General features: G+C 50.5%; 13 protein-coding genes. 6 read left to right on the top strand and 7 right to left on the bottom strand.

Annotated elements, in window-relative coordinates; genetic code table 11:
* Positions 1-69 precede the first annotated feature (69 nt).
* A complete protein-coding gene (locus PREMU_RS08455; protein WP_007574532.1) occupies positions 70-2,670 on the bottom strand; it encodes an SLBB domain-containing protein in 2,601 nt (866 codons plus the stop codon).
* Between the two features lie 664 nt (positions 2,671-3,334).
* Here PREMU_RS08455 and PREMU_RS08450 point away from each other — a divergent pair.
* From PREMU_RS08450 to PREMU_RS08425, 6 genes are all read left to right on the top strand, one after another.
* Positions 3,335-4,795 carry a CCA tRNA nucleotidyltransferase gene (locus PREMU_RS08450; RefSeq protein WP_007574530.1) on the top strand — a complete coding sequence of 487 codons (1,461 nt, stop codon included), beginning with the start codon at positions 3,335-3,337 and terminating at the stop codon, positions 4,793-4,795.
* A gap of 310 nt (positions 4,796-5,105) precedes the next feature.
* Positions 5,106-6,308, top strand: coding sequence for an efflux RND transporter periplasmic adaptor subunit (locus tag PREMU_RS08445; RefSeq protein ID WP_007574529.1), 1,203 nt, complete (start codon positions 5,106-5,108; stop codon positions 6,306-6,308).
* A gap of 93 nt (positions 6,309-6,401) precedes the next feature.
* Positions 6,402-9,728, top strand: a complete 3,327-nt coding sequence (locus PREMU_RS08440; RefSeq protein WP_007574528.1) for an efflux RND transporter permease subunit — start codon at positions 6,402-6,404, stop codon at positions 9,726-9,728.
* A 5-nt stretch (positions 9,729-9,733) separates the two neighbouring features.
* Positions 9,734-11,125 carry an efflux transporter outer membrane subunit gene (locus tag PREMU_RS08435; protein WP_007574527.1) on the top strand — a complete coding sequence of 464 codons (1,392 nt, stop codon included), beginning with the start codon at positions 9,734-9,736 and terminating at the stop codon, positions 11,123-11,125.
* 103 nt (positions 11,126-11,228) lie between these two features.
* Entirely contained in the window at positions 11,229-12,005 is a 777-nt protein-coding gene (gene lpxA, locus PREMU_RS08430) for an acyl-ACP--UDP-N-acetylglucosamine O-acyltransferase (protein ID WP_007574526.1), read from the top strand.
* Positions 12,006-12,416: 411 nt separating this feature from the next.
* Positions 12,417-15,002: a transglycosylase domain-containing protein gene (locus tag PREMU_RS08425; RefSeq protein WP_040558181.1), complete on the top strand. Its 2,586-nt coding sequence runs from the start codon at positions 12,417-12,419 to the stop codon at positions 15,000-15,002.
* Between the two features lie 40 nt (positions 15,003-15,042).
* Here the strand turns inward: PREMU_RS08425 and rpe are convergent, their stop codons facing one another.
* From rpe to miaA, 6 genes are all read right to left on the bottom strand, one after another.
* Positions 15,043-15,702 carry a ribulose-phosphate 3-epimerase gene (gene rpe / locus PREMU_RS08420; protein WP_007574524.1) on the bottom strand — a complete coding sequence of 220 codons (660 nt, stop codon included), beginning with the start codon at positions 15,700-15,702 and terminating at the stop codon, positions 15,043-15,045.
* Between the two features lie 14 nt (positions 15,703-15,716).
* Positions 15,717-15,857 carry a hypothetical protein gene (locus PREMU_RS15390; RefSeq protein ID WP_007574523.1) on the bottom strand — a complete coding sequence of 47 codons (141 nt, stop codon included), beginning with the start codon at positions 15,855-15,857 and terminating at the stop codon, positions 15,717-15,719.
* 128 nt (positions 15,858-15,985) lie between these two features.
* Positions 15,986-17,365 (bottom strand): glycoside hydrolase family 57 protein, encoded by a 1,380-nt coding sequence (locus PREMU_RS08415; protein WP_007574522.1) that lies wholly within the window; start codon positions 17,363-17,365, stop codon positions 15,986-15,988.
* 50 nt (positions 17,366-17,415) lie between these two features.
* Entirely contained in the window at positions 17,416-18,684 is a 1,269-nt protein-coding gene (locus PREMU_RS08410; protein ID WP_040558805.1) for a glycosyltransferase family 4 protein, read from the bottom strand.
* 14 nt (positions 18,685-18,698) lie between these two features.
* Positions 18,699-20,648: a glycogen debranching enzyme N-terminal domain-containing protein gene (locus PREMU_RS08405; RefSeq protein WP_007574520.1), complete on the bottom strand. Its 1,950-nt coding sequence runs from the start codon at positions 20,646-20,648 to the stop codon at positions 18,699-18,701.
* A 238-nt stretch (positions 20,649-20,886) separates the two neighbouring features.
* Entirely contained in the window at positions 20,887-21,813 is a 927-nt protein-coding gene (miaA, locus tag PREMU_RS08400; protein ID WP_040558179.1) for a tRNA (adenosine(37)-N6)-dimethylallyltransferase MiaA, read from the bottom strand.
* Positions 21,814-21,913: the final 100 nt, after the last annotated feature.

The raw sequence follows: 21,913 nt of genomic DNA, 5'->3' as shown, positions 1-21,913 counted from the left end.
TAGCGAGTTATAGTAATACTGATAATCTCCTTGTATGGTTGGAGAATCAGTCGAGGCAATGAGCAGCGGTCATTTCGTCATGTTGGCGATAGTGGCGATCATTGCTGCGATAGACGAGATGCTGGAGCCGATGCTGAGCAGTTCAGTGGGCGAGGTACGGCGATTGATCTTTCCGGGTACGACAATCTCACACCCAGGCTCAATCTTTCCGCCAGATACTTTGGCCACCATGCCGTTCATGTAGATGATGTACGCACTGCTTCTTCTGGCGTTTCTGGCATAGCCGCCCGCAGAGTTGATGTAGTAGCGTACGCCCTTCCCCTTGATGAAGCTCACGGTATTGGGATACATCACCGCGCCGTTGACCTTGACGGTGGCTGTGTAAGTAGGCAGCACGAGCCGGTCACCCTCGCGCAGCACGATGTTGGCATCGCTGGACGGGTCGGCAAGGGCTTTGTCGAGCTCTATGCCCACGGGGTAGGTATTGGGCACCTGAAACTTCTTCAATTGCTCCTCCTTGCTTTGCTGGCCCACTTGTTGCAGGGATGCGCCGGCATTCTGGCTTGCGGCGAGCGACATGAGCTCCTGTTGCAGTTGCTCTTGCTGCATTTGCAGGGCAGCTTCCATGCGTTTGCGCTCTGTCTCGTTGGTCTTTCGTTCGAGCCTTGCCCCGCGGATGTAAGCGAGAGGTGTGGCTCCGCCCGCGGCAGCCACGAGGTCGGTGAGCCGCATTTGCCGTCTTGACAGGGCGTAAGTGCCGGGGAAGGTCACCTCGCCGTCGACGCTCACCTTCTGTTGCTCTGTGTAGGTGGGGTCTTTGCGCACGAAGACTTCGTCGAAAGGCTGGAGCACAAAGCCCGGCTTGCCATCAACCACGAAGCCGTCTTTCAGGGCAAAGGTATAGGTTTGGGCGATGACGCTGTCGGTTGACACGGCTTTTGGATTGCCCACACGCCGTGCCACGTCCACCTTCACGGTTGAGGCTCCGTTGGTGAGGCCGCCGGCTTGCAGCACAAAGTCCTCTAAGGTCTCGTTGTCAGCATATTTATAGATGCCGGGATACATCACTTCGCCCTGGATGGTGATGGTCCGCTCGTTCATGGCTGTCTGTTTAGAGGGTATGAAGAGTACGTCGTTTTGCTTAAGGGGTATGTCAGCGATGCTCTGGTCCATAATCCCTTTGATGTCTACGGGGATGACCCGCAGGGTCCGGTCGGCATTCATGCGGTGCATGACGGCGCGGGCCGTAAAGGCATCCTCCGTGAGGCCTTCAGCATGCTGCACGAGGGTGCGCACGCTGTTGATGCCATCGCCGAGCTGATACATGCCCGGGCGAAAGACGGCGCCTTTTATCTCCACGGTGTTTTCATAGCGTGGCAGGATGGAGTCGACGCTCACCGAGTCGCCGTCGGCGATGCGGAAAGAGCTCATGTCAAACTCGTCGACATTGAATACCGCATACTCGCGTCCAGTCTTGCGGTTCACGCGTACGGCCTTCTTGTAGGCGTCGCCGGTGAAGCCACCGGCATAGCGCAGCAAGGTCTGCAGACTCTCGTTGCGTTTCATCTCGTAGTACATCGGGCGCTTCACCTTTCCGGTGATGTTGACGAGGCAGTCGTAGGGGCCCACAATGATGACGTCGCCGTCGTGCAGGCGTACGTTGCCTGTCATTTTGCCGTTGAGAATGTAATCGTAGATATCGCAGACGGAGACGAGGCGGTTCTGGCGGTAGATTTTGATGTTGCGTAGTGTGCCGATGTCGTTGGTGCCTCCGGCCATGTAGAGGGCGTTGAAGACAGAGGCGAAAGCCGAGAGCGTGTAGGTTCCAGGCTTTGCCACTTCGCCCATGACATTGATGGAGACGGTGCGTGTCTGCCCCAGTGAAAGATTGATGCGGCTCGACTGGTAGCGCGATCCGAGTGTGGCGCGGAGCTTTGCCTTGGCGGCTGCCACCGAGAGACCGCCCACATGCACGGGACCATAGCCCTCAATGACAATGTCGCCATCGGGCGAGACCGTGCAGTCTGCCGTTTTCTGCGAGGCTCCGTAGATGTCTATCGACACCTCATCCCCCGCACCGAGCACATAGTCTTGCGGCGTGGCGATATTCATGATAGGCTCAAACGACAGGTCTTTGTTGGAGAAGATGTCGCGTCCGAACACCTTTTTCTGCTGTTGCCGCTGGTATTGTTCGAGGAGGAGATGTAGCGAGTCGGGTGGGGTCATGGCTTCTATATTCTCCTGAAAAGCCTTGAAGTCGGCGTCATCCTCATTGTATTGTTTCTGCCATGTACTGTTGCCAGCCACTCGCTGTGAGGATGTACTGTTGCGGTATTTGTCCTCACTTTGCGTGGCCTGCCGGTCGGCTTGCCGCTCGCTGTCGGTGCGCTTGCTGATGTCGTTGCCCTTTCTCAGCCGGCTCTTGGCTTGCGAGTCGGTCACGCTCCCTAAGGCTCCGTTGCCCTGCGCACGCTCGTAAGCCTTGCGCACGCGGCGGATTTGCGAGATGTCCACGCCACTCTGCATCAGGTGAGTGACGATCTGGGCTTGCGAGGTGCCCCGCTTGGCCTCTTGCTGCACGTAGGCAGCGATTTGGGCGTCGGTCATGCCCGATTGCGCAAGCAGCGGAAGGGGGAGGGCAAGGAGCAGCCATATGATGAGTCTTTTCATGTTCCCGTTTTTCTGTATGTTGATAACAGATTTTCAGATCTGTTATTGTGTGAGGGGCTAAGTATATATACTGCAAAGTTACATTATTTTTCTATGATACACAAATGTTTTTTTTATGATACACAAATTTCATACGCTTCGCATCTGTTGACCTTTTTATTTTTCTGTGTGATAAATGTTTACAAAAGCCGTTCTGACAATCGCGTAAATCCCACAACATAGTCATTCGGTCAAAAAAAACTGTTTTTTTCTGATGGCTGTATTCCTTTGAAAATGAGGCATTTCATTTTTTTGGTCTTTTCTTTTTTGTCTTTTTACCTTGCGATTACGGTGTAAGGGCGATACGTCAACGCTGTAAAGGCCATCCGTTTACGCCGTTCAGGCCATCCGTTTACGCCGTTAACGGCTCTTGTCCGCGTTGAAAAAGGCCGTGAACAGCGGTCGGACGTTGGTGCGAGTCTTATTTAGGGCTCCGGAATGCACTTGCTGTGAGGCTGTCTTTTCTGCTATATATTTTTACAAATTGAGGTGCGGGCAGAGCGTCTTCCTTAAGTGTTTGTTTTTCGTCGCGTTCTTTATTTTTTATAAATTGGCGTGGCATCATCCGTAAAATTTATTTTTTTATTACCTTTGCACAATACTTTTTGGGTAATAATTACTGGATATGAGAATGTTGGGCACTGCCGATTTGGCACAGCTGTTGGACAAAGATATATTTCACAAGATTTCGGAGGCGGCCGACAGCCTCCATTTAGAGGCTTATGTTGTAGGGGGTTATGTGCGCGACCTTTTTCTTGAACGTCCGAGCAACGACATCGACGTGGTGGTTGTGGGCAGTGGCATTGAAGTGGCCAAAGCGTTCAAGAGGCTTCTTAAGGGGCGTGCGAGCCTGTCGGTGTTTAAGAATTTCGGTACGGCCCAGGTGAAGTGGCGCGGCCATGAAGTGGAGTTTGTCGGTGCACGACGCGAGAGCTACAGCCACGACTCACGCAAGCCGCATGTGGAGAACGGCACCTTGGAGGATGACCAGAACCGCCGCGACTTCACTATCAACGCCTTGGCGGTGTGCCTTAATAAGGACCGTTTCGGCGAGCTTATTGACCCTTTTGACGGTGTCTGTGACCTTCAGGACGGCATTATCCGCACGCCTCTTGACCCCAACATAACTTTTTCCGACGATCCACTGCGCATGATGCGCTGCGTAAGGTTTGCCACGCAGCTCAAGTTTTATATTGAAGATGAGACCTTCGAGGCATTGGAGCGCAATGCCGACCGTATCAAGATCATCAGTGGCGAGCGCATCTCGGAGGAGCTCAACAAGATCATGATGACTCCTCAACCCAGCCGCGGCTTCGTGGATCTTCACCGTTGCGGATTGCTGAAACTCATTTTGCCGGAGCTCACTGCCCTTGATCTTGTGGAGACGCGCAATGGGCGAAGCCATAAAAACAACTTCTATCACTCACTCGAAGTGCTGGACAATGTATGCCGCCCCTCCATGATGGGCGGGGAAGAGAACGTTGCCTCCCTCTGGTTGCGCTGGGCCACGCTGCTCCACGACATCGGCAAGGCGCGCACCAAACGGTGGGACCCCGTGCAGGGATGGACGTTTTACAACCATCCGTATGTAGGTGGACGAATGGTACCGTCGATCTTCAGACGGCTCAAACTGCCCATGGACATGAAGATGAAATATGTGCAGAAACTTGTGGAGCTGCACATGCGCCCTATCGCTATTGCCGACGATGAGGTAACCGACTCAGCAGTGAGGCGTCTGATCAACGACGCTGGCGATGATATTGACGACCTCATGAGGTTGTGCGATGCGGACATCACAAGCAAGAATGAGGTGAGGAAGGCGCGCTTTCGCGAGAATTTCCGCATTGTGCGGGAGAAGATAGCCGATCTCAAGGAGCGTGACTTCAAGCGCCTGCTGCAGCCGGTCATTGATGGCAACGAGATCATGCAGATGTTCAACCTCAAGCCTTCGCGTGAGGTGGGAACTCTCAAGCAGACCTTGAAGGCTGCCGTACTCGACGATAAAGTGCCCAACGAGCGTGAACCACTCATGGCATTGCTCAAACAGAAAGCGGCTGAGATGGGCCTGTCATCCAGTGCAGGGTAGTCCCCTGTGGACTACCAGAAAAGATTCCGACCGATATTCAGCGGTTGGGGCATTGTTTGAGGCAGGGCACGGGGCCCTGCCCTGTACACGGGATATTGCGGCTGTGGAAAGCAGATATAAGAAACGACAAACGGTGGTAATTCTTGTTAAAAACTTAAATGACAAAATTAGTTTTCTAAAAGAAGTTACTAACTTTGCCGTGTTTTTAAGGGATATTGGCCTCTTCCGGGTGTTGCCAATGCACTTTAACTGAATAGTTTTTTTTCAAGGATTAATTCTTAAACGATAGTATTATTATAATTAAATAGGTATGAAAATCAAGAGTTGTTTGTTTGTGGCCTTGGTGGCTGCATTAACCCTTGTCTCTTGTGGGAAGAAGAGCGGCGGTGGTCTTGCCAGCCTTCAGGACAATGAGTTCGCCGTGCGTACGGCAGGGGTTTCGAGTGCAGATATGCAGACCACATACCCGGCTACCATTAAGGGTATTCAGGATGTAGATGTTCATCCGAAGATTTCGGGCTTCATCACCAACGTTTATGTTCACGAAGGTCAGACGGTGAGTGCAGGTCAGCCGATGTTCACCATCGACAGTGAGACCTATCGTGCTCAGGTGAGCCAGGCCCGCGCAGCCTTGAACACCGCCCGCGCACAAGCCAATACGGCGCGTCTCACCTATCTTAATAATAAGAAACTCTTCGATCAGCACATCATTGGTCAGTATGAGTTGGAGACGGCTCAAAACAGCTATTCCACCGCGCAGGCACAGGTGGCGCAGGCACAGGCTGCTCTTGCTTCGGCTTCTGAGACGTTGTCGTGGTGCGTCGTGCGTGCCCCCTCGGCCGGCGTGGTGGGCAGTCTGCCTTTTAAGAAAGGCGCACTCGTAAGCGCGCAGAATACTTTGACCACTGTGTCTGACATCAGCACAGTGGAAGTATTCTTCTCTATGAGTGAGCCCGACATTCTCAGCATGTCGAAGACGGCAGGCAGTGTAGCCGGCGTGCTGAAAGAGATGCCGATGGTAAAGCTGCAGCTTGCCGACGGTACCATTTACAATCAGCCTGGCAGAGTGGTGAAGATGAGCGGCGTAATCGATGCCTCCACCGGTGCTTATACACTGATTGCTCACTTCTCCAATCCTCAACGTCTGTTGAAGAGCGGTGGTGCCGGTCAGATTGTCGTGCCGCATGTGAGCAATAGTGCTATCATTATCCCGCAAGAGGCCACGGTGCAGGTGCAGGATAAGATATTTGTCTATCTTGTGGGAAGTAATAATAAGGTGAAATATACGGAGATCAAGGTCAATCCTCAGGACGATGGAATCAACTACATTGTTACGGCAGGTCTTCATGTCGGCGACCGCTACGTGAGCAAAGGCATCACTAAGCTTACCGATGGAGAGCAGATAAAACCCCTCACGGAGGAGCAGTACCAGCAGAAGATTGACAAGGCTGAAAAGCTCGGAGCACAGCAGTCATCGGCCAAAGGCTTCGTCAACGCAATGAAGAGCAAGTAGTGCGTAGCGGCCCCGCCGCCGCCCGCAGTTGGCAGGGTGAACAGTCACCCGCAACCGCAACGCAAAACAATAATTCTTAATTAGGATTTCATAATGACTTTTACAAGATTTATTCAACGACCGGTACTGTCGACCGTGATCTCCATCGTGCTTGTGCTGTTGGGCTTCATCGGTTTGGCTTCGCTGCCTATCGAGCGGTATCCGGATATAGCACCGCCTACCATTATGGTCTCAACCTCCTATCAGGGAGCCGATGCCCAGACGGTGATGAAGTCAGTTGTAGTGCCTTTGGAAGAGAGCATCAACGGTGTGGAGAATATGACCTACATGACCTCTCAGGCCACCAATGATGGTATGGCGATGATTACCGTCTACTTCAAGCAAGGCGCCAATGCTGATATGGCCGCCGTGAACGTGCAGAACCGTGTGCAACAGGCACAGGCTCTGCTGCCGGCTGAGGTGACAAAGGTAGGTGTGACTGTAACTAAGCGCCAGACCTCAAGTGTCATCATGTATGCCATCACGTCTGATGACGGCCGCTATGACGACCAATTCGTCACCAACTACAACAACATCAACATCGTGCCGCTTATTAAGCGTATCAACGGCGTGGGTGATGTGCAGAGCCCGTCAACAGCCAGCTACTCGATGCGTATTTGGCTTCAGCCGGACAAGATGAAGCAGTACGGCCTCATCCCTTCCGATATTATCGGAGTGCTGGCCGAGCAGAACATCGAGGCCGCGCCGGGTAAATTCGGCGAAAATTCCAACATGGCCTACGAATATACGTTGCGCTATAAGGGTCGCTTATCTAAGCCGGTGGAGTATGAGAACATCGTCATACAAAGCAAAACCACGGGTCAGACTCTGCATTTGAAAGATGTGGCGAAGATAGAGCTTGGCTCGTTGATGTATAATGTCCATCTGCGCAACGACGGTCAGCCGGCATGTATAGGTATGGTGCAGCAGATTGCAGGCTCCAACGCCACGCAGATTGCTACCGACGTGAAGGCTGCGCTGAACGAGGCCCAGAAGAGTATGCCGCCGGGGCTGAAAGTCGTCATGATGTACAATGTGACCGACTTCCTCTTTGCTTCTATCTCTGAGGTGATTACGACGCTGTTCATTACGCTGATCCTCGTGTTTATAGTGGTATACATCTTCCTGCAGGATTTCCGCTCGACGCTTATTCCTATGATTGCCGTGCCTGTTGCGTTGATTGGTACATTCTTCTTCCTCTTGATCTTTGGTTTCTCCATCAACTTGCTGACATTGTCGGCGTTGCTGCTTGCTATTGCTATTGTGGTGGACGATGCTATTGTCGTAGTTGAGGCTGTCCACGCCAAGCTTGATGCAGGCTACGATAACGCAATGACCGCCGCTATTGATGCTATGAATGAGATTTCGAGTGCCATCATCTCCATTACGCTGGTTATGGCCGCCGTGTTCATTCCTGTGAGCTTCATCGGCGGCACTTCAGGGACCTTCTATCGCGAGTTTGGTGTGACGATGGCTGTGAGCATTATTATCTCGGCTCTGAACGCCTTGACGCTCTCACCGGCATTGTGTGCCATGTTCCTTAAGCCGCACAAGGCTGAGGAGCACGAAGCCAACAAGTCGTTTATCGCCCGTTTTCACGCCGGATTCAACCGTGTATTCGACAAAACGGTGAACAAATATAAGAAAGGTGTGGAGCGCATTATCGACCATCGCATCATTACTGCTGCACTTGTTGTGGCTGGTATCGCCTTGCTGGTGGTGGGAATGAAGTTCACCAAGACAGGTCTGGTGCCCGATGAGGATACAGGTACAATCTTCGTAACTGTGTCGGCAAAGCCGGGTACGTCACAGGTACGCACACAGAAAATTGTTGATGAGGTCGATAAAATGCTTGCCAGTAACCCTGCTATCCTGCACCGTAATGCCATTATTGGCTATAACTTCATCGCAGGACAAGGCTCTGATCAGGCTACGTTCATTATCAAACTGAAGCCGTTCGAAGAGCGTTCAGGTGGTTTCTTTACACGTATTGAGCGTGCCATTAAGGAGAAAGACCCAATGGCTTTGCTCGTTAACCCTTATGAGCAAAACTCTGTTCTCGGCATGATCTACAAGCAGACGGCAAGTATTAAGGACGCTCAGATCCTTGCTTTCGGCCCGCCTATGATCCCTGGCTTCTCTGTCCAGAACGGTGTCACACTGACTATGCAGGATAAGACAGGTGGTGACCTGAACAAGTTCTACAATATCACGCGGCAATTCCTTGGCGAACTGAATAAACGACCGGAGGTTCAGCAGGCCATGACGTCGTACAACCCAAGTTACCCACAGTACATGGTGGACGTTGATGTTGCCAAGACCAAGCAGGCAGGCATTTCGCCGGCTGCCGTTCTTGCCGTGATGCAAGGTTATTACGGTGGTCTTTATGCCTCCAACTTCAATGCTTATGGAAAACTCTTCCGTGTGATGATCCAGGGCGATGTGGAAAGCCGCATGCGTCCCGACGGGCTGAGCCGCATCTATGTGCGTACATCATCGGGTGAGATGTCTCCGGTGAGTGAGTTCGTGAAGCTGCACAAAGTGTTTGGCCCCTCTAACATCGGACGTTTCAATCTGTTCACTTCTATCAATGTGAGTGTCACGCCGAATCAGGGCTATTCTAATGGTCAGGTGATGCAGGCTATCAAAGAGGTGTCTACCGACGTGCTGCCACAGGGATATGGTTACGAATACTCGGGTCTGAGTCGTTCCGAGGCTGAGTCGAGCAACTCGACAACGCTGATCTTTGTGCTCTGTTTCATCTTCGTCTACCTCATTCTGAGTGCGCAGTATGAGAGTTACATACTGCCTCTGGCCGTGTTGCTCTCCGTACCCTTCGGCCTTGCAGGCGCTTATCTTTTTACCAATATCTTTGGCCACGCCAACGATATCTACATGCAGATCTCTCTGATCATGTTGATCGGTCTGTTGTCTAAGAATGCGATCCTGATAGTGCAGTTCGCCCTTGAACGCCGTGAGACAGGCATGGCCATCCGCTATTCCGCCATCCTCGGTGCCGCAGCCCGTCTGCGTCCTATCCTCATGACATCGCTTGCCATGGTGATCGGTTTGCTTCCATTGATGTTTGCTTCGGGCGTGGGTAAGAATGGTAACCAGACACTCGGCGCCGCTGCTGTGGGAGGTATGTTCATCGGTACACTCGTTCAGGTGTTTGTTGTGCCAGCCCTCTTCTGTATCTTCCAGTGGCTGCAGGAGAAAGTGAAGCCGATGAAGTTTGAGGACGAGAGCAACAAGGAAGTCGAGGCCGAGCTCCGCCAGTATGCTCATGTGGGCGCTGAAGTGGGAGCGGAGATGAAGCCAGACAGTCAGAACGCGCTCACCTCAACATGGCATGACCAGTATTTAGACAAAAAGGATTGAGAACCATGAAAAGATACAAATTCCTTATCATAGGCCTTGCAGCCGTGACGCTCACGGGCTGCAAGAGCCTCTACGGCAAATATGAGCGACCACAGGTGAAGACCTCTGGTCTCGTGCGCGACGCTGTCAACGACAACGACACGCTTGCGGTCACCGACACCACTTCGTTTGCCAATCTGCCTTGGCGCTCGGTCTTTACCGACCCGCAGCTTCAACAGCTCATAGAGAAGACACTGGCCAACAATCCAGACCTGCTCAATGCTGCTCTGAATGTGGAGATGGCGGAGGCACAGTTGAAGGCAGCCAAGCTGTCGTTCCTGCCTGGTTTTACTTTCTCTCCACAAGGCACCATAGCCTCATGGGATGGGATGAAGGCTACGAAGACTTATTCCTTGCCGATCAATGCCAGCTGGGATGCCAATCTTTTTGGTAATCTGACGGCTGCCAAGCGTGCTTCTCAGGTAAGCATGTTGCAGGCTAAAGACTATCAGGTGGCTGTGCAGACGAAGCTTATCGCCAATGTCGCGAATATGTACTACACCCTGCTCATGCTTGACAAGCAACTCCAGATTGTCAACGACATGGAGAAGTTGACAAAGGATACTTGGGAAATCATGAAAGTCCAGCAACAAGCTGTGAGAGGAGTACGGTCGACAGCCGTGCAGAGTGCAGAGAGCAACTACCTCTCTGTGCAGACGCAGAAGGAAGATTTGAAGCGGCAAATTCGCGAGACAGAGAACAGTTTGTCGCTCTTGGCGGGTCAGCAGGTCCAAAGCATTCCCCGCTCATCGCTTGACGTTCAGAGCCTTCCGGCGAGCTTTTCAACGGGTGTCGGCATTCAATTGCTGGCCAATCGCGCTGATGTCCATGCTAATGAGATGGCGCTGGCCAACTGCTTCTACAATGTAGAGGCAGCCCGTGTGCGCTTCTATCCCTCACTGACTATCAGTGCCTCAGGTGCATTTACCAACAGCGGCGGCATGGGTATCGTCAATCCTGGAAAGTTTTTGCTTTCAGCTGTCGGTGCGTTGACACAGCCCATCTTTATGAAGGGACAGCTCACGGCGGGCCTGCGGGTGGCGGAAGCCCGGTACAAGCAGGCTTACAACACTTGGCAGAACAGTGTGCTCTCAGCAGGTTCAGAGGTCAGCAATGCGCTTGTGCTTTACAATGCTTCTGATGCAAAGAGCAAGCTGGAGGCCCAGCGTATCAAGGTGCTGACACAGAATGTGGAAGACACACGCAGCCTGATGGCCAGCGCCGGATCTACTTATCTGGAGGTCATTACGGCAGAGAGCAATCTGCTCAACTCCCAGCTCAGCCAGGTACAGGATGACTTTTCAAAGATGCAAGCTGTGGTCAATCTGTATTATGCATTAGGTGGAGGAGCAAAATAACAGTTGTCGGGTGATGCATGAAGGATGTTGATGAATGGCGTGGCCGTCCATCGCGCGACATAAACACTTTACGGTCATCACCTTACACCCAAAAGAAACGACTATGAATCAAATTAGCGACAAGGCCGTGGTATCGCCTAAGGCGAAGATCGGCGACAACGTAAGGATATTTCCTTTCGTGTTCATTGAGGACTATGTGGAGATTGGCGACAACTGCGTTATCTTTCCCTTTGTCAGTATTCTCAATGGTACGACGATGGGTAAGGGCAATAAGGTGCACCAGGGCACGGTGATTGGTGCAATACCTCAGGACTTCGACTTCCGGGGTGAGTGCAGTGAGGTCGTCATTGGCGACAACAATACGATCCGTGAGAACGTGGTTATCAACAGAGGCACACATGAAGGCGGAAAGACCATCATCGGCAATGACAACTTTCTTATGGAGAGTTCGCACATCTCGCATGACACGGTGATCGGCGACAACAACGTATTTGGCTATGGCACTAAGATAGCCGGAGATTGCGAGATCGGCAGTGGCGTGATTTTCAGCTCTTCAGTGATTGAGAATTCCGGCACGCGTGTGGGCGACCTTGCCATGCTTCAGGCCGGCACGCGCTTCTCGAACGACGTGCCTCCCTACGCCATCGCCGGCGGCAATCCCATTGAATATACGGGACCCAACAACACGATGATGTCGACCTGGCACATCGATGAGAAGGTGCAGAAGCATGTGGCCAACGCCTATCGGCTGTTGTTCCATGGAAAGAACAGCACCTTTGACGCCACATTGCAGATCCAGCAGCAGGTGCCTGATGGGAAGGAAATCCAGAAGATTATCCGCTTCCTGCAGACCACCAAGTGCGGAATCATTACTAAATAGTACATTTTTATTGATTATATTCAGGAGGAAGAACTTATCTTCCACAATAACGACGAAAGGGGATGCGTCGAGAGACGCGTCCCCTTTGCGGTTGAATGGCATTGCCATTACGGCGTAGACGCATTGCCTTTACAGTGTAAAGGCAATGCGATTACAGTGTAAAGGCAATGCGATTACAGTGTAAAGGCAATGCGATTACAGTGTAAAGGCAACGCGATAACATTTTAATGCGTTTACGACATCTTTACAGACAGATTTTGCTGATATTTGAATCATCGCATTACGATATTTGAAAATTCCTTATTTAACAAAATATAAAATCATGTCTTTCATCATGGAGTTTATTCAATAATAAGTATCTTTGCAGAATAAACACATCAGTCTCCTCTTGGAAACTGGCAAGAGTATTCTATGAGAAAACTTTCGAAAGTCATGCATTGGGCATGGCGCAAGATGAAAGCCTTTTGGCCATGGTACAGGAGTCTGTACGTGGGCAAGGCATGGTACACCAAGACGTTGGTAGCGTTTGTGTCATTTATAGTCTTCTTTTTTCTTTATCTTGGTGCTGTTGACATCAATTTCCTCTGGCTGTTTGGCAAGAGCCCGGGCTATTTTTCTGGTATTCTTGATCCGCCATCCAATCAGGCTTCAGAGATTTACAGTGCTGACGGAAAACTGATTGGTAAGTTCTTTAACGAAAACCGGACACCTGTTAAGTACAGCGAAATCAATCCTTCTTTCTTCAAGGCTTTGATTGACACGGAGGACGAGCGCTTCTATCAGCGCCCGCGTGGCATGGCTGTTGACGTGTTAGGACTCTTTGCTGCCGGCAAGGATGCGCTTCTGCGTCATGATGGCCGTGGTGCATCCACTATCACACAGCAGTTGGCCAAGAATATGTTTCGTGTGCGCTCGCAGTATTCTACAGGCCTTTTAGGCAAGATTCCTGGCTTGAAGATTCTCATTGTAAAGAGCAAGGAGTGGATCATCGCTACTAAGTTGGAGACGGTCTTTAACAAGCGAGACATCATCACCATGTACGCCAACACCGTAGATTTTGGTAACAATGCCTATGGCATCAAGACGGCGGCACGTACTTATTTCGGCACGACACCCGACAGTCTGTCTACTCAAGACTGCGCCGTCTTAGTGGGTATGTTGAAGGCCACCTCTATGTATAATCCTAAGACCAATCCCGATAGGAGTCTCAAGCGGCGTAATCAGGTGCTTTCCAATATGCAGCAGCATGGTGATCTCAGCAGGGAGGCCTGTGATTCCTTGAAGAATCTTCCGATTGTGCTGCATTTCAAGGTGGAAGAGAACTACGATGGCCAGGCACTTTATTTTAGGGAATATATTGCCGATTACTTCAAGAAAAACTTCAAGGATGATGATGGCAACCCAAAGTATGACCTCTACAGTGACGGCTTGAAGATTTATACGACACTTGATTCGCGTATGCAGAAATACGCTGAGCAAGCTGCTCATCGGCAGATGAAGCAGGTGCAGCAAAACTTCAACAACCATTGGGGCATCTATCGCAACATGTCGAAGAACTGGCTGCGGCAGGCACCATGGCGTGATGAGAATGGGCAGGAAATACCTGGATTCATTGACCAGATAGCTCAAAAGCAGCCTTTCTATAAGGCTCTGCTTAACAGGTTCCCCAACAATCCTGACTCGGTCAATTATTATTATCGTGATTGGGTTCATCCGGTGAAGGTGTTCGATTACGATAAAGGAACTGTAGTCAAGGACATGACGTCTGAAGATTCCATCAAGTACATGGTCACTTTCATGCACTGCGCCATGCTGGCCATGGAACCTCAGACTGGAGCCGTGAAGGCATGGGTGGGCGACATCGACTTTAAGTCATGGAAATACGACAAGGTGACTGCTGAGCGGCAGCCTGGTTCCACGTTCAAGCTCTTCGTCTATACGGAAGCGATGAATCAGGGACTTACTCCATGTGACAAGCGCCGTGATGAGTACATCTCTATGGATGTCTATGATAAGATTCAAAAAAAAGTGGTGACCTGGACGCCTACGAATGCCAACGGCTCATTTTCCGGTGATTCTATTCCCCTGAAGAGTGCTTTCGCCAAGAGTATCAACTCTGTAGCCGTGCGGCTTGGACAGGAGATGGGCATCAATCGTATTATTGCTACAGCCGAGAAGATGGGCATCAAGAGTCCGCTTGACGACACACCGTCACTGGCGTTGGGCTCCAGCGATGTTCAGCTGCTGGAGCTGACCGATGCTTATTGCACTGTAGCCAACAACGGTAAGCACCACGATCCGATGATCATCACGAAGATTGTGGACAAGGGTGGCAAGACTGTTTACGAGGACAACGCTGAGGCAGAACAGGTCATACCTTACAAGAGCGCCTTCCTGATGCAGCAGTTGCTGTTGGCTGGCACCCATGAACCTGGCGGAACAAGCCAGAGTCTGCTCTCGGCTACTTATGCGGGTGGGCACAATGACACTGATTTCGGTGGAAAGACAGGTACTTCAAACAACCACTCTGACGCGTGGTTTGAGGGTGTGAGCCCTAATCTGGTTGTCGGAGCATGGGTCGGGGGCGAATACCGGAGCATTCATTTCAGGACGGGTGCGCTTGGTCAGGGAGCCCGAACGGCATTGCCTATTGTGGGCCAGTTCTATCATTATATTATGAATGATCCGGCCTTTGCGAAGTATCATGGCCGGTTCCGCAAGCCCTCCGTTGATGATGGCATAACGTCAGATATGTATGTCTGCCAAAGCTATATGCCAGTTGTAAGGCGAGACACTACAAGGGTGGACAGTTCGCGCGTGATGAGCAATCAGGAGGTCATTCTTGACGAAAATGGTGAGCCTATTGGTGAACAGTCTGATGAAGACGGCCAGTCAACGACGGCTGGAAAGTCTTCAGAGACAAAGAAAAAGGCTGCTGATACCCAGAAGTCAAAGAAGGAGAAGACTGAGAAAGAGGTGAATCTCAATAATCTATAAAGTAAGAGAGGATGGCTCTAAAAGCTATCCTCTCTGATTTTCATAACTTCTTCAGTTGGCTGATTATATCTTCCGGATGTGGTGCTTTAAACACGTAGCTGCCGCTGACAAGAGCGTTTACGCCTGCTGCTATCAGCCGTGGCGCCGTTTCTCTGTTGACGCCTCCGTCCACCTCAATGAGGGCTTTTGAATGACTTTCCGCAATCATTTTGGCAAGGCGGTGGGTTTTGCCGATAGTATTCTCTATGAATTTCTGCCCGCCAAATCCAGGGTTGACGCTCATGAGTAATACTAAGTCAAGCTCTGAGATGATATCTTCGAGTGTGCTTACAGGTGTTGCGGGGTTCAAAGCAACCCCTGCTTTCATACCTGCTTCGTGGATCTGATAGACAATTCGATTGAGATGGACGACGGCTTCCTGATGAACAGTCATGATAGAGACGCCGGCTTTTTCTGCTCTGTCGATGTATCTTTCAGGCTTTACAATCATGAAGTGCGTGTCCAATGGCTTGTGGCAGATGCCTTTCAGAGCCTCAATGACAGGAAAACCAAATGAAATGTTAGGCACGAACACACCGTCCATTACATCACAGTGAAGCCAGTCGGCATCGCTGTGGTTGATCATTTCAACATCTGATTTCAGATTGGTAAAGTCAGCTGCAAGCAGTGACGGAGACACGATAGTTCCCAGTTTTTTCATCTTTCTATGTCTTTTCACGCTGTGTAGCAAGCGAGGTTGCGTTGGGTGTCCCTGCTTGCTGTCATGTTCGGATGTTTATATTGCCGTGCTATCTCACGGATGATATACATTGACAACGCTGAAGGTTGTTTTTCTGTGGGTAGAATTTGCATCATGGGCTAACATCTTTTTGTTGTTGTTCATGTAGATAACGTCGTATGAATGCAAATATTTTCCCGACAATAAAGAATTATTGCCGGGAGTTGGAAAATGGACATTTATCCCTTCTGGGAATCGTCTTTACTTATGCTTTCTTGGTCTGTGCTTTAGCCTTTGCCTTGGTAGCCTTCTTCGTTTCGTATTCTTTACGGATCTTGGCCTCGGAAGCTTCTGCTTTCTCAAGCCTTGCTTGCAGGTGGGCTATCTCCTTGTTTTTCATTTCAATCTCTTCGTCTTCGTTCTTGATAGTGGTCAGCAATGAGTTGAGTTCATCGTTGTCAATGTCAGAAGCATAGAGCGAATTGACTCGATTAATGAAGTCGCCGAGGATGTTCATATAGTTGGTAAATGCGTCAAAGGGACTGCTGTAGATGCCTCTGTCGAGACCCACATGCGAGGGCTTGGTCGACATGAACCGGAAGTTGTTGCTTGCTTGCAGATAGTTGTAGTCTTGATTGATTTGTGGGTCGTTGGCAATTCTCACGCGGTCCGCGATGCCGTAGAGCTTGTTGAATGCCTCTCTCTGCATTGCGTTGCCAAGCCAGCTACTCACGTCGCGCTCTTCGTCTACCCACGAGAGTGTATCGGGAACATTCAGATCGCCCACGCTGTCGAACTGGTCACAAACTTCAGTTGGCGTGGCGAAATTGATATTCTGTTGTTTGGCGAATCTTGGAAGCGCATGCAGGAATTCAAGGATATTTGACGATAATGGTTGTGCGATTCCCAATGCCGAAAGCTCCATAAAGATATTGATAACACGCTCTTGTTCGGGAAACTGTGCAATGCGTGAGATGTACTGGTCGGCAAAGAGCGGGTATCCTTCCCAATCTCTATTGTTGAATCGCAGGCAGATATCATCACTGAGGTTAATATCGCGAAGCAGAAGTTTCAGCTTTGGTGCTAAAGCGCAGTTATAAACATAGTGGGGCGATTTCCAGCCGAGTACGTGCTTGGCTCCTTCGGTGAGCATTCCCTTAAACCCCATGTCTGCTGCCTGCATTCCTATGTCGTCGCTGTAGATGAGTGATGAATTGCGGAGAACAGTGGGACGCTTACCGAAATATTCCACCATTTTGTCGCATTGGTGTTTAACATTGGAGGCAAAGACAGCCTTATCCTGCAAGGCGGAGAGGCCGTGCGCGTAGGGTTCAGCAAGAAACTCTACACATCCGGTCTTGCTGAGTGCCACGAGTTTGTCAAGCACTTCTGGCGCATACAATTCCAGTTGCTCCATTCCCACACCCGATAATGAAAAGGCGACACGGAAATACTTTCCGTTTTCCTTAATCATTTCTTCGATGGTATTGAGCGCAGGGATGTATGAGCGCTCTGTGATGTCGCGGATGGTGCGCTCATTCTCGTAATCGTCGTAATAGTAATGGTCGGTACCAATGTCAAAGAAGCGATACCGTTTCAAGTGTACGATCTGATGTATCTCGAAATATAAACAAATGGTTTTCATAGTTGTTGATTGTTATGTCCTTAACTTATTTTTCTGTTCTCTATCAGGCGTTAGTCCCAGTGCAGTGTCCTAAGGTAGAGCTCACGTATCCATCGTCCGACCTTTTCCCATGTGATTTGTGCCACTTCTTCCTGCCCTTTCTGCTGCAGATAATCGAACAGACTTTCGTTGTGGCAGATACTGTAAATGGCATCGGCCATCGCGTTGATATCCCAATAATCTATCTTAAAACAGTTTGTAAGTATCTCACCACATCCACTCGATTTGGAAATGATGGTTGGGGTACCGCATTGCATCGCTTCCAGAGGAGAAATGCCGAATGGCTCGCTCACTGAAGGCATGACGTAGACGTCTGAGTCCTTTAGGCACTCATATACCTGCTTCCCTTTCATGAATCCAGGGAAGTGGAAACGGTCGGCAATGTCGCGCTCTGCAGCAAGATAGATCATAGAATCCATCATATCGCCTGATCCAGCCATACAGAAACGGATGTTGTTTGTACGGTGGAGCACCATGTTGGCGGCCTCAACGAAGTATTCTGGTCCTTTCTGCATGGTGATACGGCCTAAGAAAGTCACCACTTTTTCTTTTCCCTTGTGGTTGGGTCGTGGTATGGCCTGGTTCTCTGGGCTTAAAGGATAAACGGCATTGTGTACGGTAAAGACTTTTCTTGGGTCTTGGTGATAATGGTTGATGACGGTCTGTCGGGTCAGTTCTGAGACGCACATGATGCAGTCAGCGTGATCCATGCCGTCTTTCTCTATGCCGTAGACAGTAGGATTGACGTGTCCCCGCGAGCGGTCCCAGTCGGTGGCATGTACATGGATGCACAGTGGTTTCCCGCTCACCTGCTTGGCAAAGATGCCTGCGGGGTAAGTGAGCCAGTCGTGTGCGTGTATAATATCAAACTCCTCTGACCGCGCGACAACACCCGCGATGATGCTGTAGTTATTGATCTCATCGGTGAGGTTGCTTGGATACCCACCTGCAAACTCCATGCATCCCAAGTCATTGACATGCATATAGCGGAAGTCGGCGTAGATATGGTCACGGAAATGGTAATAGGTTTCGGGACTCATGAGGTTGCCGATGCGTTGCTTCACATAGTCGTAGTCCACGTCTCTATAGACAATGGGCACACAGTTCATGGCCACGATATTAGCATAGGTGTGATCCTCGTCGCCGAATGGTTTCGGCAGACATAGTGTTATTTGCACATCGCCTTGAGCGTGGAGGCCTTCAGAGATGCCGAAGTTGGCGGTGGCCAGTCCGCCAAACACATGCGGAGGATATTCCCAACCGAACATTAATACTTTTATCATGATTGTTCCTCCTATTGATTATTGTCGATTTTCTCTAATAATTCTGTAGTACGCAGGATGCCCGCCACATTAGCAGCAAAGGAGATGGCGCCTCTTCCACGGAAGGGTGGGTTGCCATCGAAGAGCTCTGGCAGTGTGCCGACACAATGATTGAACATCTCATTTTCAAGCCCCACCATTTGCCTGCGTATGAAACTGAGCCGTGAACGCTTGAAGAGCTTAAGGCAAGCGCACAGGTAGAAGCCCTCCAGCCACGGCCAGGCAGTGCCTTGATGATAGGCGTAGTCGCGCTGTGTCTGAGGCCCTACATACATAGGGTTGTAGCCCGGGCTCTTTGGCGATAGAGAGCGAAGGCCTTTTGGCGTGAGCAATTCACGTGTACAGAAGTCGAACACGCCTTTCTGCTGTTGCAGAGTCAGTGGCGAATTATCAAGCGCTACGGCGAAAATCATGTTTGGACGCACGCTCCAGTCAGGCTTGTCACCATCGACAAAGTCGTATAAATAACCGTATTCGTTGACGAAAGTGGATACAAACGAGGTCTTGCACTGTTCAGCGATCTTTTTCAGCTCTTCCACTGAGGCATTGTCTCCTAACTCTTTGGCTATGTCGGCCGCGAATACCAGGGCATTGTACCACAGTGCGTTGAACTCTACGATGTAGCCTGTGCGTGGCACCACGGGAAGGCCATTGGCGGTAGAGTTCATCCATGTCATTGCTTTTTTCTTCCCGTCTGTCCTGAGCAGACCGTTGGCATCAAGCGTGAGGTACGGGTGCTTGTTGCTTTTGACAAAGCGCACAGTGTCTTTGATAAACTGCCCGAATTTCTGTGCACACAGTGGCAATCCTACTTTGTTGGCGTACAGCTGAAGAGCTCTGATGGCCCATAACGGTACGTCGGGCTGCTCTATTTCCGTGATGAGGCCGGTCTGTTTCTCTCCTCTCATGAATTGATAAAGCTGCCTCGCGGCGGTCTCCATAGCATCCTCGAAATAGTCAATCTCATCGATAGACAGTGTCAATCCCGGCAGAGAGATGAACGTATCGCGGGCACGGCATTTAAACCACGGGTATCCGGCAAGGATGTATCGCTTGCCGTTTTTATCGTGTACGTGGAATTGATGTGCGGCATTGATCAGGCAATGGATGAAGTTGTCGCGTGGCGTGCGCTCTTCGGCTTCTTTCTCGAAGAGAGTCTTCAGAGAGTGCGGTTTCGATGCTGAGGTGGAGGCTGCGAAGACGATGCTCTCGCCCTTCTTGATGGGAATGGAGAAGTAGCCCGGCACATACAGGTCTTCTGTGGACGAGTAGCCACGCTCCTGCTCTTTTGGATACTCCAGTCCTCGGTACCAGTCTGGGTTGAAGACAAACTCGGGTTTCTTTGAGAACTGCATGTAAAGGAAAGGATAGCCTTCGTACATGCGCGTGCGTATGCCATTCTCGACCTCTTCATAATCGCGGCTTGCCCTTGCGTTCTCGTGAGTAAACTGCCTCACGCTGCGGAAAGCCAGGAAGGGCTGAAACTGTAATGTCGTGGCGGAGTGGGCGTCAACGAGCGTGTAGCGAATCAGCATGCGATCCTCATAATGCTGGAAGACGACTTCTCTTTTCAGTACGACACCACCCACTCGGTAGAGTGTGGTGGGGATCTTGTCGCAGTCGAGGTCGATGATGTATTTATGGCCATTAGGACTGAACGTGCCGCCCTGGTATTTGTGTAGCCCGAGATGAAAGGCTGCGCCATGCTGTATGACCGTACAGTCAAGCGAGGACAGAAGCACGTGGTTATCGTTATCAAGTTCTGGCACGGGTACTACCAACAACCCGTGATACTTTCTCGTGTTGCAGTCTACGACTGTAGAACAGGCGTAAGCACCTGAACGATTGGTTCTCAGGAGCTCTCTTTGTAGTGACTCCTGAAGGTTTATCATCTGTGCCCTTTCAAATTTTAGATAGCTCATAGCATTAAAGGCATTTATAGGTTTTACTTTTCTTGTCTTGGAAAAGTGCACGATGGGCTTCTCTTCCTTATAGATTTCAAATTTAGTAAAAAAGTATTTATGTGCAAAAGATTATGGCAAATGAATTTCTTATTTTATGCTTTTTTAATAGTGCACTCCTTTGAACTGTCCTCAATTCTTGCACAGTGGATTGTCTGCAGGCATCGTTCGGCCTTGTGATTCAGCGTTGGGGCGATCTTCAATGATTGAGCAATCCGATGACTGCCTCAACCTTTTGCTTCATAGGAAGTGTGGCATCAATCCAGTGGATGGTGGCCCCGCGACGCTCCATACCGCGGAACCACGTCATTTGCCGTTTGGCAAACTGGTGGATGGCAATTTCCAGCTGCTTGAACATAGCTTCGTAGCTGAGCTGTCCGATCACATACTCGGTCACATATTTATATTCCAACCCATAATAGATAAGGTCTTCCGCCTTCACGCCTTGGTTGAGAATGCCGCGTATTTCGTCCACCATGCCATTGTCAAGACGCTTTTTCAGTCGGTCTGTGATCTTTGTCCGACGGCTGTCACGGCCGATGCTCACGCCGACGATGACGCTGTCAATGGCGGGAAAAACTCTCTCTTCCGTGGGATGGGCTAAGTTGTAAGTTTCTATTTCTATGGCGCGTATGGCTCGCTGAGGAGTATCGACGTCGGTGGTGTTGTGCATGGTGGTCCCTGCTTTTCGCTTGAGGTCTTTAAGCGTCTCCGTCAGTTCTGCCAGGCTCTTTCCGGCGAGCTGGGTTCGCAGTTCAGGATTTTGGGGCACGGGTGAGAGGTGGTAGCCTTTGAGCACGCTCTCGATATAGAGTCCCGTCCCGCCGCAGAGAATCGGCCAGACGTTGCGGGATTCGAGGTCTTGATAGGCCTTGAGGAAATCTTCCTGATATTGAAAGAGATTGTATTTGGTGCCTGGGTCGCAGATATCGATGAGATGATAGGGGATGTGTTTCCCGTTGACGATGTAGTCTTCCAGGTCTTTTCCGGTGCCAATGTCCATGCCGCGGTAGACCTGTCGCGAGTCTCCAGAGAGTATTTCGCCACCTACTTCATAGGCCACATGGGCTGCAAGCTGTGTCTTGCCCGATGCGGTGGGGCCCAATATTGTCAATAATTGTTTCATCTTCAGTGTGTCTTCTGCGAGTCAGGCTGTTTGTCGGTGAGTCTTCAACGCTTCATTGTCGTCGTGTGACAATTGTCGCACGATTGTTTGGCAGTTGTCG

The sequence above is a fragment of the Hallella multisaccharivorax DSM 17128 genome, assembly GCF_000218235.1.
GTDB lineage: Bacteria > Bacteroidota > Bacteroidia > Bacteroidales > Bacteroidaceae > Prevotella > Prevotella multisaccharivorax.
The sequence above is the reverse complement of the archived record's forward strand: the minus strand, read 5'-3'. Positions and strand labels throughout refer to the sequence as shown.

Bases quoted from the DNA above. Each gene is read 5' to 3' on its own strand.
- PREMU_RS08455 (WP_007574532.1), bottom strand. From the start codon at position 2,670: ATGAAAAGACTCATCATATGGCTGCTCCTTGCCCTCCCCCTTCCGCTG.
- PREMU_RS08450 (WP_007574530.1), top strand. From the start codon at position 3,335: ATGAGAATGTTGGGCACTGCCGATTTGGCACAGCTGTTGGACAAAGAT.
- PREMU_RS08445 (WP_007574529.1), top strand. From the start codon at position 5,106: ATGAAAATCAAGAGTTGTTTGTTTGTGGCCTTGGTGGCTGCATTAACC.
- PREMU_RS08440 (WP_007574528.1), top strand. From the start codon at position 6,402: ATGACTTTTACAAGATTTATTCAACGACCGGTACTGTCGACCGTGATC.
- PREMU_RS08435 (WP_007574527.1), top strand. From the start codon at position 9,734: ATGAAAAGATACAAATTCCTTATCATAGGCCTTGCAGCCGTGACGCTC.
- lpxA (WP_007574526.1), top strand. From the start codon at position 11,229: ATGAATCAAATTAGCGACAAGGCCGTGGTATCGCCTAAGGCGAAGATC.
- PREMU_RS08425 (WP_040558181.1), top strand. From the start codon at position 12,417: ATGAGAAAACTTTCGAAAGTCATGCATTGGGCATGGCGCAAGATGAAA.
- rpe (WP_007574524.1), bottom strand. From the start codon at position 15,702: ATGAAAAAACTGGGAACTATCGTGTCTCCGTCACTGCTTGCAGCTGAC.
- PREMU_RS15390 (WP_007574523.1), bottom strand. From the start codon at position 15,857: ATGATGCAAATTCTACCCACAGAAAAACAACCTTCAGCGTTGTCAATG.
- PREMU_RS08415 (WP_007574522.1), bottom strand. From the start codon at position 17,365: ATGAAAACCATTTGTTTATATTTCGAGATACATCAGATCGTACACTTG.
- PREMU_RS08405 (WP_007574520.1), bottom strand. From the start codon at position 20,648: ATGAGCTATCTAAAATTTGAAAGGGCACAGATGATAAACCTTCAGGAG.
- miaA (WP_040558179.1), bottom strand. From the start codon at position 21,813: ATGAAACAATTATTGACAATATTGGGCCCCACCGCATCGGGCAAGACA.